12 protein-coding genes and 3 pseudogenes are annotated in these 17,741 nt (G+C 34.0%); 6 read left to right on the forward strand and 9 right to left on the reverse strand.

Annotated elements, in window-relative coordinates; genetic code table 11:
• Positions 1–154: 154 nt before the first annotated feature.
• Complete coding sequence (locus tag CER22_RS22500) at positions 155–871, reverse strand: hypothetical protein (protein ID WP_088609598.1); 717 nt, start codon at positions 869–871, stop codon at positions 155–157.
• A 379-nt stretch (positions 872–1,250) separates the two neighbouring features.
• Here CER22_RS22500 and CER22_RS22505 point away from each other — a divergent pair, with 379 nt between their 5' ends.
• Positions 1,251–1,988 (forward strand): exosporium leader peptide-containing protein, encoded by a 738-nt coding sequence (locus tag CER22_RS22505; RefSeq protein ID WP_088609599.1) that lies wholly within the window; start codon positions 1,251–1,253, stop codon positions 1,986–1,988.
• A 94-nt stretch (positions 1,989–2,082) separates the two neighbouring features.
• Here CER22_RS22505 and amyS read toward each other — a convergent pair.
• Positions 2,083–3,624 (reverse strand): annotated as a pseudogene (gene amyS / locus CER22_RS22510) (alpha-amylase).
• A gap of 216 nt (positions 3,625–3,840) precedes the next feature.
• On the opposite strand from amyS, the gene CER22_RS22515 reads away from it, so the two are divergent.
• Together CER22_RS22515 and pepF are read left to right on the forward strand one after the other, a co-directional pair.
• Positions 3,841–4,632 carry an arylamine N-acetyltransferase family protein gene (locus tag CER22_RS22515; RefSeq protein ID WP_088609600.1) on the forward strand — a complete coding sequence of 264 codons (792 nt, stop codon included), beginning with the start codon at positions 3,841–3,843 and terminating at the stop codon, positions 4,630–4,632.
• 117 nt (positions 4,633–4,749) lie between these two features.
• Positions 4,750–6,537, forward strand: a complete 1,788-nt coding sequence (gene pepF / locus CER22_RS22520) for an oligoendopeptidase F (protein WP_088609601.1) — start codon at positions 4,750–4,752, stop codon at positions 6,535–6,537.
• 48 nt (positions 6,538–6,585) lie between these two features.
• On the opposite strand, the gene CER22_RS22525 is transcribed toward pepF, so the two are convergent.
• From CER22_RS22525 to CER22_RS22550, 6 genes and pseudogenes are all read right to left on the reverse strand, one after another.
• Positions 6,586–7,632, reverse strand: a complete 1,047-nt coding sequence (locus CER22_RS22525; RefSeq protein ID WP_088609602.1) for an agmatine deiminase family protein — start codon at positions 7,630–7,632, stop codon at positions 6,586–6,588.
• A 96-nt stretch (positions 7,633–7,728) separates the two neighbouring features.
• Complete coding sequence (locus tag CER22_RS22530; RefSeq protein WP_088609603.1) at positions 7,729–9,471, reverse strand: amidohydrolase; 1,743 nt, start codon at positions 9,469–9,471, stop codon at positions 7,729–7,731.
• A gap of 81 nt (positions 9,472–9,552) precedes the next feature.
• Positions 9,553–10,374 carry a MerR family transcriptional regulator gene (locus tag CER22_RS22535; RefSeq protein WP_088064123.1) on the reverse strand — a complete coding sequence of 274 codons (822 nt, stop codon included), beginning with the start codon at positions 10,372–10,374 and terminating at the stop codon, positions 9,553–9,555.
• 38 nt (positions 10,375–10,412) lie between these two features.
• Positions 10,413–11,390: an agmatine deiminase family protein gene (locus tag CER22_RS22540; protein WP_088609607.1), complete on the reverse strand. Its 978-nt coding sequence runs from the start codon at positions 11,388–11,390 to the stop codon at positions 10,413–10,415.
• Between the two features lie 381 nt (positions 11,391–11,771).
• A pseudogene (locus tag CER22_RS22545) lies at positions 11,772–12,926 on the reverse strand (agmatine deiminase family protein); the annotation flags it as partial.
• A gap of 237 nt (positions 12,927–13,163) precedes the next feature.
• Positions 13,164–14,291, reverse strand: coding sequence for a serine hydrolase domain-containing protein (locus CER22_RS22550; RefSeq protein ID WP_088609604.1), 1,128 nt, complete (start codon positions 14,289–14,291; stop codon positions 13,164–13,166).
• A gap of 262 nt (positions 14,292–14,553) precedes the next feature.
• On the opposite strand from CER22_RS22550, the pseudogene CER22_RS33710 reads away from it, so the two are divergent.
• Positions 14,554–14,789 (forward strand): annotated as a pseudogene (locus tag CER22_RS33710) (hypothetical protein).
• 109 nt (positions 14,790–14,898) lie between these two features.
• On the opposite strand, the gene CER22_RS22560 reads toward CER22_RS33710, so the two are convergent.
• A complete protein-coding gene (locus CER22_RS22560; protein ID WP_142293538.1) occupies positions 14,899–16,131 on the reverse strand; it encodes an MFS transporter in 1,233 nt (410 codons plus the stop codon).
• 85 nt (positions 16,132–16,216) lie between these two features.
• On the opposite strand from CER22_RS22560, the gene CER22_RS22565 reads away from it, so the two are divergent.
• Positions 16,217–17,059: a LysR family transcriptional regulator gene (locus CER22_RS22565; RefSeq protein WP_088122765.1), complete on the forward strand. Its 843-nt coding sequence runs from the start codon at positions 16,217–16,219 to the stop codon at positions 17,057–17,059.
• 2 nt (positions 17,060–17,061) lie between these two features.
• Positions 17,062–17,571 (forward strand): DUF3916 domain-containing protein, encoded by a 510-nt coding sequence (locus tag CER22_RS22570; protein WP_088609605.1) that lies wholly within the window; start codon positions 17,062–17,064, stop codon positions 17,569–17,571.
• The last annotated feature ends 170 nt before the right edge of the window (positions 17,572–17,741 follow it).

Raw genomic sequence — 17,741 nt, forward strand, 5'->3', positions numbered from 1 at the left:
AGTACCTACCGCACTCACAAAAAGCACCTCTCATTAATTTATATTATAGTCATTGAAATCTAATTTACTGAAATCATCATACTATATGTTTTGTGAGAAGTAAAGGTGTCCCTTTCACACCTTACTAAGGACATTTTTTTCTGATAATACTCTTTTACTTTATAGATTGCAAAATCTTCATATACTCATTTCTTTTCTCAAGGGTATTCTTCGCATCTTCAGCCGTTACTAAATGCTCTACCGCAATATATTGTAAAACATCCTTATTAATATTTGGTAGCTGGATCGTTATCTCTTCCACACTACTCTTACTATTTTCAATTATCTTATTAAATTCCTGAATACTTCTCGCAAGCTCCGCTAACGTTTCCATATGTGCACGGTTGTTTACGTTCAAAAAGATATTACTTTTGAAAACTGCCGTAACATAATGCTTCGGATGTTTCTTCACTATTCTTTTCTCTGCATCCTTATCGAAAACAATATCCCCCGTCTGCATTTGCTCGAAAGTAAATAGAGTATTATTTCCTTTTTCCTCATAATATGTATTGAATCCTTCTCGTAAATCATTTGCTCCTTTTTTTATTTTATAGTTATCATTATTTACCTTTGGAGAACTTCGTCCATCGAAGGATATTTGAAACTGTAAATGCGGTTCATCTACTTGCTGTACATAAGCTGTTCGTGTGTTTGGACCTAAAAAATCCTTACCTTGGTCGGCTATTTCAATTCGATCTAGTTTTACAGAAATACCATGCTCCAATTTTGTATAACTTTGTGCTTTTTGTTCAATTTCTTTATCCGATATATCACATGATGTTAATAGGAATAAACTAAACATTATGCTATATTTCATTATTGTTCTTTTCATATTGCCTCTCCTTTTGCTACTACTGCCTATACAGAAATGTCCTTATGGATTTTAAATTACGATTTATATAAAGAACTTCTTCTCATAACCACAAGTGTAAAAACACCCATTAGTTATCACTTTACACTTATAGTGTAATTTTACACTATAAGTGTTTTATCGTAAAGCAAATATAATATCTATGAAAATCACGTTAAAAACATACTAATATTTAGTTCTATAGCAATCACAATACTATTTTTTATTGTATTGAACTTTAAAGTAATAACTTTAATTTCGCTGCAAAAAAAATTAAATAAGCGCCTCCGCTATTGCGAATGTCATTTACTTACCCTAATACATTTAATAATTATGACAAGCAATCATAGGAGGTTACTAGATGAGCGAACAATACATCATTTTACCTGGGCCTGCTCTTGAACCAAATTTAATTGGTCCCACACTACCACCAATTCCACCATTTACATTTCCGACCGGGCCTACTGGGGTTACAGGACCTACCGGAATTGGAATAACTGGGCCTACTGGGGTTACAGGACCTACCGGAATTGGAATAACTGGGCCTACTGGGGTTACAGGACCCACTGGAATTGGAATAACTGGGCCTACTGGGGTTACAGGGCCTACCGGAATTGGAATAACTGGGCCCACTGGGGTTACAGGGTCTACCGGAATTGGAATAACTGGGCCTACTGGAGCAACCGGTTTAGGGATACTCCCTGTATTTGGAACAATAACTTCTGAAATAGGTATCGGTTTTTCAGCAGTAGTTAATACAAATGTTAACTTTACCATTCCAGGACCTGTTAGTGGAACTACTCTAAATTCAGTAGACAACTCCATTACAATTAATACCACTGGTGTATACTCTGTATCCTTTTCAATCGTATTTGCGATACAAGCTATTTCATCTAGCATATTAAATCTTACAATAAACGATTCGATTCAATTCGCAATTGAAACACGAGTTGGTGGTGGTTCTGGAGTAAGAGCTACATCCGCCAGAACTGATCTATTATCTTTAAACCAAGGAGATGTTATTCGAGTACGAATAAGAGAAGCCACAGGTGACATTATTTATTCCAACGCATCTCTTGTTGTCTCAAAAGTCGACTAGTTCATTTATTAAAATAAAGATTTAGGAATGATAATAATATAAAAAGAAGAGGAAAACTTATATTTCAGTCTACCTCTTCTTTTCTATTAACAATTCACTGCTGAACATATATGGAAACTGATCCTCCACTTACATGGAACTGCCCCCATCCATCCTTATTAATTGTTACAGTATTTGTTTGATTACCCGTCATATCGTGCCATACTTCCCCTGCATTATTCTTTCCAACATCCATCCACTTTGATCCTCCCGGTCCATCAGAGATTAATGTCGCTAAACCAGAATTAGCATGTACACTATCACCTTCTCTTGTCCATCCAATCACATCTGGATGGTCTAAATAATCACGCTGCGTACCATATGCAAAGTTTTTTCGTGCCGTCAAAATCGGATCAATTTTATCTTTTAATGCTGGAATTTCATAACTACTATTTCCGTTTGTCCCATAGTAATCACCATAGAAAACTGAAGGATAGCCCTCTGCACGAGTTAAAATAAATGCATATGCCAACGGTTTAAACCACGGACTTACTACAGATTCTAATGACTGTCCAGGCTGAGAATCATGATTCTCAACGAGAGTAACTGCAAGTGCAGGGTGATTTTGCATTACTGTTCCATTTAAAATATTTCTCATATCATAATTCCCATTTCCTTTTGAAGCATAATGAAAATTGTAATGCAGTGGTGCATCAAATACAGATTGATTATAATTGACCTTCGCTAAATAATTATTTAAAGTTCGAATATCATTTTGCCAATATTCAGCTACTGTAAACATTTCTTTCCCCGTTTGCTGTCTGACATGATTTACCCAATCGCGTAAATATTCATGATCAATATGTTTAACAGCATCTAAACGAAAGCCATCTAAATTTAATTCATTCGCATACCACTTTCCCCAATTTTTCATCTCATTCGCAACATCTGGATGATCAAAATCAAGATCTGCATACATCAAATAATCATAATTTCCATTCTCGCTAGACACTTCCCAGTCCCATGCTTTACCTATCCCCCTAAATTTATAAATTCGATTTAATTTCCTTCCTTCATCCCAATCCGTTCCGTCAAAATGATACCATTTCCATTTGAAATTAGAATAAGCATCGCCACGCCCTGGAAAGTTAAACCCTGTCCATGCATTAATTTCATAATCACCGGATACTTCAATATTTCGATTGTTACGGTCTACCTCGACAACTGTTACAGTTTCAGTATAATCTGCTCCACCTTTGTGATTCATAACTACATCACCATATACATCAATGTTTTGCTTATGTAAAGCTTCAATTGCAGATTTCAGCTGTGCTTTTGTCCCATATTTCGTCCGCACCGTTCCTTTTTGATTGAATTCTCCCAAATCATATAAATCATACGCTCCATATCCTACGTCATTTTGCGTAGTTCCTTTATATGCAGGCGGTATCCAGACAGATGTAATTTCTTTCTGAGCTAAATTTCCAGCATCCGAACGCAAACGATTCCAATGATTCCCATCATTCGGAGCATATCACTCAAAATACTGCATTAACGTTCCATTGTTAACCGTATCTGCATAAACTTTACTCCCCCCATATATACTAGGTAAATACAAAACAACCGACAAGCCGACTACTGTTATTCTTTTCAACATATTTACATCATCCCCTTCCAAGAAAACGTTTGCATAGTTTATCGGAATTATTATAATATTCGTTCTACAATTAGTAAAGTAGCAATCTCTCACTCTCCCACATTATTTTTTAATCTAACTTCACATATTTAACAAATACTTCAAAGTAGTTTTCATTTCACATCTTATTCAAGATTGTTTACAATTTATCTATAAAAGCATGACGGAGGGATTTCTATGACCGACTTTCAAAAACAATTTTTCGCACGATTACATATAGAAGAAAAACAAAAAGTTTCATTTGAAGATTTACCTAACATTATGTACGCGATGGCACAAACTGTCCCTTTTGAAAACTTAAATATACTCGAAAACAACTTTACAGAAATATCAAAAGAAAATCTAAAAGAAAAAATTTTAGTAAACAACCGTGGCGGTCTTTGTTATGAACTCAATCCTACTATGTACTACTTCCTTAAAGACGCTGGATTTGATGTTCATCTCGTTTCAGGAACAGTGTACAATGCTGCAAATTCTATATGGGCTGTTGATTCTGGACACATCGCAACTGTTTTAGCACATCATAATGAACTTTATTTAATTGAAGTAGGATTCGGATCATACTTACCTCTTACACCTATTCCTTTCTCAGGTGAAGTCATTCACTCCATTACAGGAGATTATCGTATTCGTAAAGAAATGACTGAAAAGGGAAATTACATGTTAGAGATGCGTAAAAACAATGAGTTTTTGGATCAATCTTCTGCTGATGATTGGACGTTAGGCTATGCATTTTATATAGAAGAAGTGGATGAAGAAAAAGCAAATGCAGCACAAGAAATTATCGTTGAACATGAGGGCTCACCATTTAATAAAGTACCTCTTATTGTAAAACTAACTGAAGATGGGCATGCATCTTTAACAAAGGATAGTCTCACAATAGCGAAAAACGGTAAAAAAACGAAAGAAAACGTTACAGATGTGCAATATAAAAATCTTTTACATTCAAAATTCGGAATTACATTATAATTTTTTTAGCCTTGTCATTTTAGCAAGGCTTTTCAATTTTCAGCAGGGATTTTTTGCAATTTGTTGTATTTCATAGTTATATAGGAATATAACTACATATTTAGAAAGGAAATGATTATGACAGAACTTAAAGATCGACTACAAGTAGATGATAAAGAGAAATGGGATTTAACGGATATTTATCATACAATTGAAGATTGGGAAAGCGATTTTCATAAAATTGAAGTATTAACGAAAGAATTACATGAGTTTAATGGACATATTCACGATGGCAATAGTTTATTAGCCTATTTAACAAAGAGCGAAGAAATTTCTAGCATAATATCTTTAATGTTCGCTTATGCACGATTACAATCTGATCTTGATACGCGCGATACTGACGCTCAATCTCTTGTCGATAAAGTATCACAATTACACGTGAAAGTAAGTGCGGCTAAATCTTTCTTTTCCCCATTCTTACTTAGCGTAGATGAAAACACATTACATTCTTACATAGAAGAAGCAGAAGGTTTACAATATTATAAAGAAGACTTATTTGAATTATACCGTTATAAAAAACACGTATTGAATAAAGACCAAGAAGAGATTTTATCACAAATGGGTGAAGCACTTTCCTCCCCGCAGCATACATACGGCATGTTAAATAATGCAGATATACTATTTGGTGAAGTGACTACTGATGAGGGAGAAAAAGTTACTTTAACGCGTGGAATGTATGCAAAGTTAATAGAAGATGAAAATCGCGAGAAACGTAAAGAAGCCTATAAAGCTTATTACAAACCATACGTTCAATTAAAAAATTCTATCGCTTCTACTTTATCTGCTGCTATTAAAAATAATGTTACTGTTTCAAAGCTAAGAAAATATCCATCAGCTTTAGAAAAGTCATTATTTGGCGACACGGTTCCGAAAGAAGTATATGAAAATTTAATTGAGACGACGAAAAAAAATATTCAATCACTACATACTTATAATGAACTTCGAAAAGAAAAATTACATGTAGATGAACTACGCCAGTACGACTTGAGCGTTGATTTAGTAGCGGGTGTAAAACAAGACATTCCATATGACAAAGCGTTTGACATGATGATCGAATCACTAGCTCCATTAGGTGAAGAATATATTGAAACATTAAAAAGCTTTAAAGATAAGCGTTATATTGACGTGAGAGAAACGCCAGGAAAACGTTCCGGCGCTTATAATTTTGGTGTATACGGTGTTCATCCTTTCATTCTTTTAAATCATCACGATGATTTAAATAACCTTTTCACTCTCACTCATGAATGTGGACACGGTATGCATACGCACTACTCACACGGATACCAACCGAGAATTTCTGCACACTATACTATTTTTGTTGCAGAAGTCGCTTCTACAGTAAATGAAGTCCTATTAATTCATCATTTATTAAAAGAAGCAAAAGATGCTAATGTACGTAACCATTTAGTAAATCATTTCATCGACAAATTTAAAGGCACTTTCTTTACACAAATTATGTTCGCTGAGTTTGAAAAAATCACACATGAAATGGCGCAGCAAGGTAAACCATTAAATGCCCAAGTCTTTAGCGAAGTTTATGAAAACTTGTTTAGAGAGTATAATGGCGACTCCCTCGTATTTGACGAAGAAGTAAAATACGGCTGGGCTAGAATACCGCATTTCTATCGTCCATTTTACGTGTACAAATACGCAACTGGTTTCGCTTCTGCAATCCAAATTGCTGATAAGTTATTGAGCGGCGATCCAAATACTCAAAAACATTATATTGAATTCCTTAAAGGCGGAAGTTCTGACTATCCATTAAACTTACTGAAAAAAGCTGGAGTTGATTTAACTACGCCAGAACCGATTGAAAGTGCACTAAATCGTTTTAGCTCACTTGTTGAAGAGTTTTCAGCATTATAAAAAGCATGCAGAGTATATACTCTGCATGCTTTTTTCATTTCGGATACTCTATGCCAAATGTTGCTGCGTCACACAATGAATCATGCCACCATACGCAAACAGTTCATTTACATAAATACCGACAATTCTTCTTCCTGGAAACTGCCCTTCCATGATTTGAAGCCCTAACTTGTCATGTTCATCACCATATATAGGAACTAATACAACTTCATTTCCAATGTAGAAATTCAAATATGAGCCCTTACAGTCTGCTTCTTTTACCACTTTTCTTGTCACCGGTACTGGTATGAGCTGAAATGGTTTTCCATCTATATTTCTTGCTTGTCGCAATTCTTGATAATGCTTTTCGTACGCCTCCAAAAGGTATGATTCACTTTCTCCGAAAGGATCATATTCATAAAGAATTGTATTTTCATTTACAAAACGTGCTGCTCCATCAATATGGTAATCCGTATCTTCATCATAATTATCCTCACCGCGAATGCCCGTTATCCATATAAAATTCGTTACCCCTAAATGCTTCGTTAACTCTATTTCAATCTCTTCCTGACTTAGTGTAGCATTTCGATTTTCATTTATAATAGAAGTTTTTGCCGCCATTAAGGTTCCATTTCCGTTTATCTCTATTCCCCCGCCCTCTAGACAGACACTAGAATTAACTTTTGGAATGCTATACATTTCACTTATTTCCGCCGGAATACCCGCATCATTTTCATACGGATATTTCTCACCCCACCCATTAAAAGTCCAGTGTGTTAAGCAGAGATTGCCTTCCTTATCTTTTACAAAAATCGGTCCATTATCTCTTACCCACACATCATCCGTCTCTTGAACTAAGAAATCAATTTTATCCATATCCACTTTCGCTTCCATTAACTTCGATTGGACATGTACTTTTTCTTCTTCATCATATACAACAATATGCACAATTTCTCCGTAATGAAGCTCCTTTGCCATCGTTACCCAAATATCATCTAGCTTAGCTCTGTAACCTCCACCTCTATGAGCTTTATCATGAGGCCATTGGAGCCATGTCCCCTCATGCTTTTCCCACTCAGCTGGCATATAAAACAAACTATTTTCCATATTTCTCATACATGTTCACCCCTTCTTCGAATGTAAGTTCAGTCTAAACTTTGACATCGTGTTAAGGTCAACAGAAATATATTAACTACTTCATAAACTGATTCTTTATTTTCCCTTGTGATACACTACTTCTCCTTGTAAAACCGTCACTAAAACTTTCGCATCTGGAATCTTATCGACACTCATTTTAGTAATATCTTCATTTAGTAATATCATATCGGCTGATTTACCTACTTCGATTGAACCAGTAATATTATCAAGGCCTAATGCTTTAGCGGGCTTAATTGTATATGCATCAATAGCTGCATATACATTAGACAAGCCCTTTTCATTAATACTTAGTGCATTTGAAATTGTCACAAGTGGATTTAGTTCATTTACATCCCAATCACTACTAAGTGACACGTTTGCTCCTGTTTTCCAAATGCGTCCTAACGGCATAATTCGTTTCATCTGTTGATTTGTAAAATACGTACTTGCCCAGCTTTGTTTAGGATCTTCTGTAAAATCATGACCTACTTGGAAATCAGCGCTAATACCTAACTTAGCAAAACGATTTATATCACTATCTTCTACCATCTCAACATGCGTAAGCGTATAAGGCTGATTCGCCCCTTCTTTTTTCGCTGCCTCAATTGCATTTAAACTCTCTCTTACCCCGCCATCTCCAATCGTATGAATGAGCGCACCGTAACCAAGTTTATTAAGTTCCTTCAACCACCATTTCATTTTCTCTTCTGGAATATAGTTCAAACCGTACGGCGTTCCCTGAAACCACTCAAATTTATATTTTTCTAGTATTTTAGCTGTACTGTTAATGCTAATTCCATCACTATACATCTTCACTTGATTAATAAGCATTCGAGATGATACATCATCACGCTTAATCTTTTTGAAATACTCTATTTGTTCTGCTTCATTTAAGTTCGGATATACCCACGGACGAAGTACTACTCGCGACGTTAACTTTTTCTCATCGTTAACTTTATTCCAAACATCTAACCAGCCTCGTTTCCAATAAAGACGTCCATCGCCGACTGTAGTAATCCCATTCTTCGCAACCTCATCTAAACCGTCCAGCAAACCTTCATAATTTTTTTCAAAGAGATTAGGCTGAGAATTCCATGCTTTTTCCATCACGATATCTCCTGCTGTATCATACAGAAGCCCGAAAGGTTCTCCTGTTTCTGGATCCCGGATGATTCTTCCGCCTTGCGGATCTTTCGTCTCTTTATTTATTCCCGCTACTTCCAATGCTTTTGAGTTAACCCAGACAGAATGAGAAGTTCTTTCCATAATTAATACAGGGTTATTAGGAAATAACTCATCAAGAACTTGTAATGGCGTTTGTTGTTCTGACTTTTCGTCCATATCTTTTAACAGCTCTTCCAAACTAAATCCTGTTCCACTTATCCATTCGCCATCTTTCACATCTTTTTTACAAACCTTTAAATACGAGCGTTGTTCTTGCAACGAAGCATCCGGTGAAACACTACAATTCCCTGCTGCTGGTGATTTCGCCTCAAATATATGATTATGATTGTCCACAAAACCAGGAAGAATAAAACGTCCTTGTAAATCCACCACTTTCGTATCTTCATTTATAAATTCTTCTACATCTTTGTTTGAACCAACAAATGTAATTTTCCCTTCTTTAACGGCTACAGCCTCTACAATGTCTTGCTTGCCATTTGAAGTATAGATGGTACCATTTTTAAACACTACATTTTTGGGCAATTCCTTAGGTAAAACAAAACTACCATTCTCACCTTCTCCTACTCCAGGAGTACAAGCCGATACCCATGTCATACTTAGAATCAGACAAATAATCATGATTGTTTTTTTCATATTTTTTCTCCTTTTCATTATGATGAATTACTTACATAAATAGAATAAGGATTGACATAATGTTAATGTCAATCCTTATTCTCAGCTTATTTTCATAACTAAAAAACAAATTTGTGTCACATACTCCTCTACTAAACAATCACATTCAGGTCCCTTAATGTAAACCTCATATGGTGACCCCTCTATTACATAACTATTTCTTTCAATCCATTTTTCTAACGCAATATAAGCGTAGCCTATATAGTCATAACTTCCATAATGCATAGTAGTAACGACTTGATGTGGATTTAATTTTTTTATTTCATATTCTTGTACTACATCTTTATTGTTCCCATGCATGACCGGAATCCTTAATTCAACATCACTTTCATTTGGAATATACTCTTCATCATAAAAGACCGTAGAGGGCGAACCAACTATTGATAAGTTATGCTTTTGTACTTTTTCATATAAGTCATAAAAATAATCATCCATATCATCTATATTTATTTGCAGTCTTTGAGCAATTACTGTTATTTCATTTCTCATTCCAATTAATATATCGTAACTTCTATGGCGAGCAATATGCAGGCCATTATTCACATTTACCATTTCATTCATTTCTGAAATAACCTGTAAATTTTGCTTCACTTCGTGAGACAACTCTATAATTTGTGCTTGCATATGTTTCACAAACGAGTCTTGATCTGATGACTGCAAAATGATTTTAATTTTTGGTAGAGGGAACTTATACTCTCTTAACTTTTTTATTTTCAACGCTATTTCTAACTGCCCTTGCTCATAATATCTATACCCATTTTCAGGGTTCACATATGCTGGTTTTAATATATCCTCTTTGTCATAATGCCTTAGCATCCGTGTACTCATTTTACAAATCCGCGAAAACTCAGTAATTGTATACATATACTTACCCCTTGAATACATTTTCTTATACGCTTATTTTAAAACCAATCAAAAATCTCCCTAACTGAAAATTCTTCATTCTGATTGTGCAATCTTTTCATTTTTGAAGGTAACAAATGATCAGGACAATACCACGTTAAACAATTTATTGCGCCTCCCATTGTTGATATTTCTCCTACATGAATTTGAATAGCTTGTTTCTCCGTATGTTGTTGAATATATTGTAAAACTTCCCGATCTTTAGGTAGTCCAAACTTAGGAACGTAAATCGCATCACATGTTTCTAACATATTTATATACAACCCTTTTGCCGATGCTATTTCTTGATCATATTGTCCTTTTTCTGTATATGATGATGGAACAACTATAAATTCAGCTTCTGGCATTTGCTCTTGAATAATTTCTTGAACATTATATCTAAATTCATGATCCCCTAAAAAATCACTAATAAACATCGTATGTTCATCAATAAATTTAACCATTCCGTCTGCATGTGCAAGTACGTCCCCTTCTTCAACAGGAATAATAATAACGCGGCTCACATCCAAATCCCATTCCAGTTGCTCTATAATTTCTTCTTCCGTCCAATCATCATTATCATCAAATATGCGTTCCGTTAATATAACAGTATCTTTTTTATTCCAAATAAGATTTCCACCGTCTAATATCAATGGAGACTTCACATATTCAAAATCGTTCTTTTTTAACCATTTATTAAATTGTTGATCTAAATATCTCCATTGATCTTTCGGTAAGTAATTTGGTTGATATTTAAATTTAACTAAATGATTTGTAACAACTGGTGCAACATCTCTTAGCCAAATATCATCATACTCAAAAAAGCTTGTATGAAAGTCTTGCTCTTCAATGGATAAAGAAACTAGTTGATCAGTAAATGATTTATTTTCATTTACGTATTCATTAAAATAAATCAGGTCTTCATAAAATGGACGATAATATGCATTTGATTTATCTGGTATTGCAGTAAAAATAATTCCATTATGTTTTTGTTCCATATTATTTACCTCGCTTTTTAATAATGGTTGAATAACTAATTTCACTATGCCAACTATTTCTCTTTTCATAACAATGTTCGAAACGTGCACATTTCATGAATGGATTATAGCACGGAGAAATATTATATATTTATATAAAAAATATATAGCCGTGGTTGAGCGAAAAATTGACTCTTGACAGGGTTTTAAAATACAATAATAAAAATTTATATGAAAGTATGAAATTTAATAATAGAATCATAAGCCCTATCATTAGGAAACTAGTTAATATTATTCCTTTCAATGCCCTTGCTCCTTTTTGCGAAAAATAAAACATGACAAAATAGATAAAGGTAACAATGTACCTATTTTGTCGGTAGGTTGCTGAATTTCAATCGATTCTTTCAATTGAATCGGTTGTTGCTGTGTAACACAATGAATCATGCCGCCATTTTTATAAAGCTCTCTCACATCAATACCAACTACTTTACGATCTGGATATAACTTCTGAATCGTATCGTTTGCGATTTTATCATTCGGATCATTATAATTAGGAACCAATACCACAGCATTCCCAATATAATAATTGCTATACGAGCCTTTATAATCGAGAGCTTTTCCATTTTCTAAAGTAACTTTATCTTTACTAAGGGGTAAGTATTCATACTTATACTTCTGTCCTGAAGCATTTTTTGCATCTAACAATGTATCCATATCCTTGTTTGACAACCCCCATTCGGCTAGGTCATCTTCTTTCATCGTTACAATGGTAGATTTACCATGGAATTTAGCAAATCCATCGATATGAAAATCAGTAATATCTAAATTAGGTACTCCATCTAACCAAATAAAGTTTGATACTCCTAGGTCACTTATATATTTTTCAATTTCCTTTTCTGATAAATTTGGATTTCTATTTTTATTTGTTACTGCACTTCGAGTTAATAAAGCAGTCCCATTACTGTCTAATTCAATTGCGCCGCCTTCAAGGACAAAGTTCCCCCAATCAATCCTTTCAACCCCTAATTGTTTACTAACATTTTCACGTATACGAGCATCATTTTTATAAGGTGTTTTCTTTCCCCAACCATTAAATGCCGGATCTAATATTTTGAGATTTTTATTATTGTCATAAACAAAAATCGGTCCACTATCTCTTGCCCATACATCATCAGTAGGAGCGATAAAGAAATCAATTTTATCCATATTCAGTCCTTTATCTATTAAAAGATTATTGATGCGCTCTTTCTCTTCCTCATCGTATGCAACAATATGAACTTTTTCACCCTCAGTTAAAGCGCTTGCCATCTTAACCCAAATCGGTTCAACTTCCTGCTTATATTCTTGACCATATGTGTATTCATGAGGCCATTGCAACCATGTACCTTCATGCTTATCTTTTTCATCTGGCATCGTATATTTCCCAACTTTTTTCTGTACCTCTACTTTTCCATTCTCTTTCCCTTTTACATTTTCTTTACCACCTTCAAAAGAACAACCACTAATAATCGTTGTAGATAATGCAGCTATTAAACAAAACTTTACTACTTTTTTCACCTTTTCATCCTCCTGTTCTTACCTCCAATAATGTAAAGCTTCACATAGTGTGAAGCTCAAGCTTTTTCATCAATGTAAAAATTACCAATTATCCTTTACATTCATATCATTTAACTACCTATATAGATTTATTCAAATATCAACCACCTTTCTCACCTACTTAGTCAGCAAATAGAACATGACTAAATAAAAAAATCGGTATTGATAATTACATATCAATACCGACTTTTAAAATTATTATTTTCCTTCTATTAAATCATTCGCCATTTTCCTAAACTCCTGATTAAACGAATCATTCATACCATTTTGTACGTTAGAGAATAATATTACAAACGTTCGTTTATCCCGGTTAAAATTATTAAATGTATTCCAACCAGCTAATACACCATGATTATGATAATAATCTGGATTAGTATAGAAACTAAACCCATATTTTCTTACAGATGATGCAGTAAACATATCTGATACACTTTGTTTAGAAATCAACTTTCCATCCATAATAGCCTCATCTAATCTTTTCATATCTTCAATAGTCGTATACATTTCACCACACCCATACAGCCAATTCATTTTTAACCGAGGCGCAGCTATTAACTCGTTATCTTTTTTCGTATAACCTTCTGCTAAAAAAATATCTTCAGGGAGAGTTGCACCCATTCCAGATTCATGCATTTCAACAGGCGTAAAAATATTTTCTTTCACATATTCAGCGAGCGGTTTATTCGATATCTTTTCTACAATATACGCAAGCACCATATAATTATAATCTGTATATTTCCAACCAGTCCCTGCAGGAAATTGCAATTTTTGTGCACCAATCCACGTTACTAACTTTAATCGTGACGCCGCATCAACCCTACCTTGTCCCTGATCTGGCAACCCAGACGTATGGGTTAACAAATTTCGTAACGTAATGTTTTTATCTGCCGGAAATGATGGAATATACTTATTTACATTGTCTTCAATACTTAATTTCCCTTTTTCTTTTAGCTGCATAATAGATATTGCAACGACTGTTTTCGTAATAGAACCAATGCGATATTTCGTTCTTGGCGTTGTTACTACTTTATCTTTCACATTCGCATATCCATAACCTTTTCGTAAAATTACATGATCTTTACTAGCTACAAGAACACTCCCATTAAATCCTTTATCTTTTAAATATTGATCTAGTTTTCCAGCTACAACTTCATAGCGCTTTTTTTCATTTACATCAACTTCTTGCATACCGTCCTTTTGCTTACTATTTACATTAGAAAATGCCTTTATATCATATTTCTTTCCTTTATTTACATGTATTAGTGCAACGACACTCCCACAAAAAATAGCAAAAATAAAGAAAACAATTAACCATTTCTTTAGCATAATAGGAACCCTCTTTTATCTAGTTTCACTTAACATGCATCCATTCTATTCTATATCTTTTAATTTTCAAATATTTCATAATATTATCTATCTATTATTCACCTATTTAAACTAGATTCCTTTTTCTCATATTCAGTTTTTGGCTACTCTCTATTGTATTTCTTTCTTGCAAAATTTCCACCTTACAATCGGATACACCCTACTATAATTTCAACAGCTTATGTAACATTTGTTACACATAATAAGAAATGGAGTTGTTACGATGAAAAATACCGATAAACACAATCGTTTAAATGATATGATGTTCCATTACAGAGTAACAAAAAAAAACATAGTTTTAATTGAATATTACGGAAAATAAATTAAAATATTAAAAGGAAATGATGCTGAAAAATTTTTAAACAAAATAAATCATGCACATAACATAACGATACAGAAAAACAACTCATTATGGCTAAAGTAACAGGTAATTTCAAAAGAGGTAATGAACGTCATTGAAAACGAATCTCATTTATTTTTTGATTATACAACATATAAAATAGAAATGTCGCACATTCGGCATTTCTTTAGAATTTCTTCATATAAAATTTACATTACTAACTTTCTTTTATTTTTTGCTTTTACTATATAAACTCACTGCCGAAATACTTAGTAATACCACTATACACAACCACGCACACGTATACCCTTTCTCATCGACAATATACCCAAATAAAACAGGTGCAGCAATAATAGCAATTTGATTGAATGTCAGCGCCAAACTAACTGTTATTCCAACAGATTCTTCACTTGCCAATTCAGCAACTTCGACGATAAAAAGACTAAACCAACCAATTGAAAAGAAGCCTAACAATGCGCTGACACCATACAATACTCCACTCGTTACTGTATGTATGCTCATTACTAACAATAGAATCAAACCGATAGAAGCACAGACAGTTATAAATAAAGGTATGCGCCGATTCCCCTTATAAAACACATCACTAATAGCTGCTAATGCAACACGGCCAATCATTCCAGAAAAGAACATAACTGAAAATACTGTTCCGGCTACAATAGATGTAATGGATTGTTCCCTTACTAAAAATTTCATAAAGTGTCCAACTAACACCATTTGTAATGAAATCATGCAAATACCTGTTATATAAATTGGATACAACTCTTTTTTACATATCACTACTTTTAGCTGCATCCATAAAGAATTTTTAATATATTCTTTCCTTACATCCTCTTGGACATATGGCTCTTTATAAAACATAAAAAATAATAAACCTCCAATTATACAAATGCATGCCATACTATTTATCGCATAAGTCACATTATATTGTATTGTAAGAAACGGGATTAAAACTCCCGCTAACGCGCCACCAATCGGTATACCAGCTTGCCTTATTCCCATCGCTAATCCACGATTTTCTTTTGGAAACCATTTTAAAATCACTTTACTTCCTCCTGGCTGGGAAACACTATAAAACATTCCTACTAATAAAAGTACAAATAACAGTCCATTAAATCCATTTACTATATTAGTTAGTAAAAGCGAACCTCCTAGCAAAAATGAACTTATAGAAATTAACAACTTTTCATCATATTGATCAAGTAGCCGCCCAACAAAAAGCATACAAAATAATGGTCCAACATTTACAACACTTACTAACAATCCACTCTCCATATTCGTAAGCGCATATTCTTCTTTCCAAAATAACGCCAAAACTCCAACACCATACGTTATAAGCGTCGCTGTTGTTTGAGCAATCGTCGCAACAATTAACATCATCCACTTATAAGTACTTTTCATCCTTTCTTCGATTAACACAATCATCCCTCCACCCCCTTCCATTGTATGAAAGTTCTGATATCATATAAAATAAATATTCATCATATAATCCATCAAAAAAATTGATACCTTTTCGGAGGGATGATACGTGGACATAAAAGATTTAACTGTATTTTACGAAGTTGCGAAGGAAAATAATATTTCTCACGCAGCTAAAAATTTGAACTATGTACAATCAGGCGTAACAATGCGTATGAAACAACTAGAAAATGAATTAGGTGTGCCTTTATTTTACCGTAACGGAAAAGGTGTAACTTTAACTTCTAACGGTGAGATTTTATTAACATACGCTAAACAAATTATCCACTTAATGGATCAATCTATAAAAGCGGTTCAAAGTAATGGAACTGAGCCAAAGGGCACGTTGAAAATCGGATGTACAGAATCTACAACTGCGGTAAGGCTTCCCTCTATATTAACGGCCTACTATGAGAAACACCCAAAAGTCGAATTGATTTTAGAAACAAATACGACCGAACAACTAATTAGGCTAGTGTTAGAAAGAAAACTAGACGGAGCGTTTATAGCTGGCTCTACTCAGCACGCTGAACTTCATACAAGTGTATTTCGTGAAGAAGAATTAGTTCTCATTAGTAAAAAACCTTTACCCTCTCTTACAGACATAGAAGATATGAATTTACTCGCTTTTAGTCAAGGTTGCTATTATAGAAGTTTATTAGAAGACTGGCTTCAAGAAGAAGGCATCTCGCCTAAACGAATATTAGAGTTCGGAACAATTGAAGCAATACTCGCCTGTGTAAAATCAAATATGGGCGTAGCAATTATGATGAAATCTATTTTAAATGGTCATGCACATAACTTATCATTCAACCCTTTACCAAATAGATTCAAAAAGGTTCCTACTACTTTTATTACTAGAAAAGATATATATCACTCAGCTGCATTACAAAAATTTATGGAGATGATTTAACAATGCGTGAAAAGAAAATACGTGGGGTGAAGCGTAAAACAAACACGATGATAAAGCGAATTGAAGAACATACAAAAACGTTCCCTTCTGCTTTCTATAACGATGAATATTGTTATATGCCTTTACCAGTTTCCCAAGCTTTTATCGATTCGTATAAAACACCTAGAAAAGTAAAACGATCGTGTATACAAACCTTATTAAATCAAGCAAACCATTTAATAAAAATAAAACCGAGCGATACACATACATATCGAGTTGTTGTTTTGATTTCTATAGAAAGTTTGTGGGATTCGCAAATTATTATATTTAAAAATGAGGGGTACTTTCATAATTTCTTTAATAGAAATAGTGAATTTCAAAAATGGATTCCTCTTTCAAATGAATCTGATTTTTGGAAGACATGGGGAATTTCAATTTGTCCTACTGTCCAAACATTGCACTTTCAAGAAGTCATTTATGATGAGGATACAATCGATGAAAAAGAGATTTGGTTTGTTGGAGAATTATCTTAAAAGGGGAACTTTACTTCTATCATCTAGCATAATAGAAAAGGTATACCAAAACTTCGGTATACCTTTTCTCCTATTTATCCCGATTTAATGGGCAGTAAGACCCACACCTCAAAATTCAGCGAAAGCAAAGAAGTTAGGTGGGGGTCGGGCTGCCCATTAAAGTCCGATTG

This window comes from Bacillus sp. K2I17, assembly GCF_002209985.1.
In the GTDB taxonomy this organism is placed as follows: domain Bacteria; phylum Bacillota; class Bacilli; order Bacillales; family Bacillaceae_G; genus Bacillus_A; species Bacillus_A wiedmannii.

Coding starts and splice junctions, on each gene's coding strand:
- CER22_RS22540 (WP_088609607.1), bottom strand. CDS start 11,390: ATGGAACAAAAACATAATGGAATTATTTTTACTGCAATACCAGATAAA.
- CER22_RS22500 (WP_088609598.1), bottom strand. CDS start 871: ATGAAAAGAACAATAATGAAATATAGCATAATGTTTAGTTTATTCCTA.
- CER22_RS22550 (WP_088609604.1), bottom strand. CDS start 14,291: ATGCTAAAGAAATGGTTAATTGTTTTCTTTATTTTTGCTATTTTTTGT.
- CER22_RS22535 (WP_088064123.1), bottom strand. CDS start 10,374: ATGTATACAATTACTGAGTTTTCGCGGATTTGTAAAATGAGTACACGG.
- CER22_RS22505 (WP_088609599.1), top strand. CDS start 1,251: ATGAGCGAACAATACATCATTTTACCTGGGCCTGCTCTTGAACCAAAT.
- CER22_RS22515 (WP_088609600.1), top strand. CDS start 3,841: ATGACCGACTTTCAAAAACAATTTTTCGCACGATTACATATAGAAGAA.
- CER22_RS22570 (WP_088609605.1), top strand. CDS start 17,062: ATGCGTGAAAAGAAAATACGTGGGGTGAAGCGTAAAACAAACACGATG.
- CER22_RS22530 (WP_088609603.1), bottom strand. CDS start 9,471: ATGAAAAAAACAATCATGATTATTTGTCTGATTCTAAGTATGACATGG.
- pepF (WP_088609601.1), top strand. CDS start 4,750: ATGACAGAACTTAAAGATCGACTACAAGTAGATGATAAAGAGAAATGG.
- CER22_RS22560 (WP_142293538.1), bottom strand. CDS start 16,131: ATGGAAGGGGGTGGAGGGATGATTGTGTTAATCGAAGAAAGGATGAAA.
- CER22_RS22525 (WP_088609602.1), bottom strand. CDS start 7,632: ATGAGAAATATGGAAAATAGTTTGTTTTATATGCCAGCTGAGTGGGAA.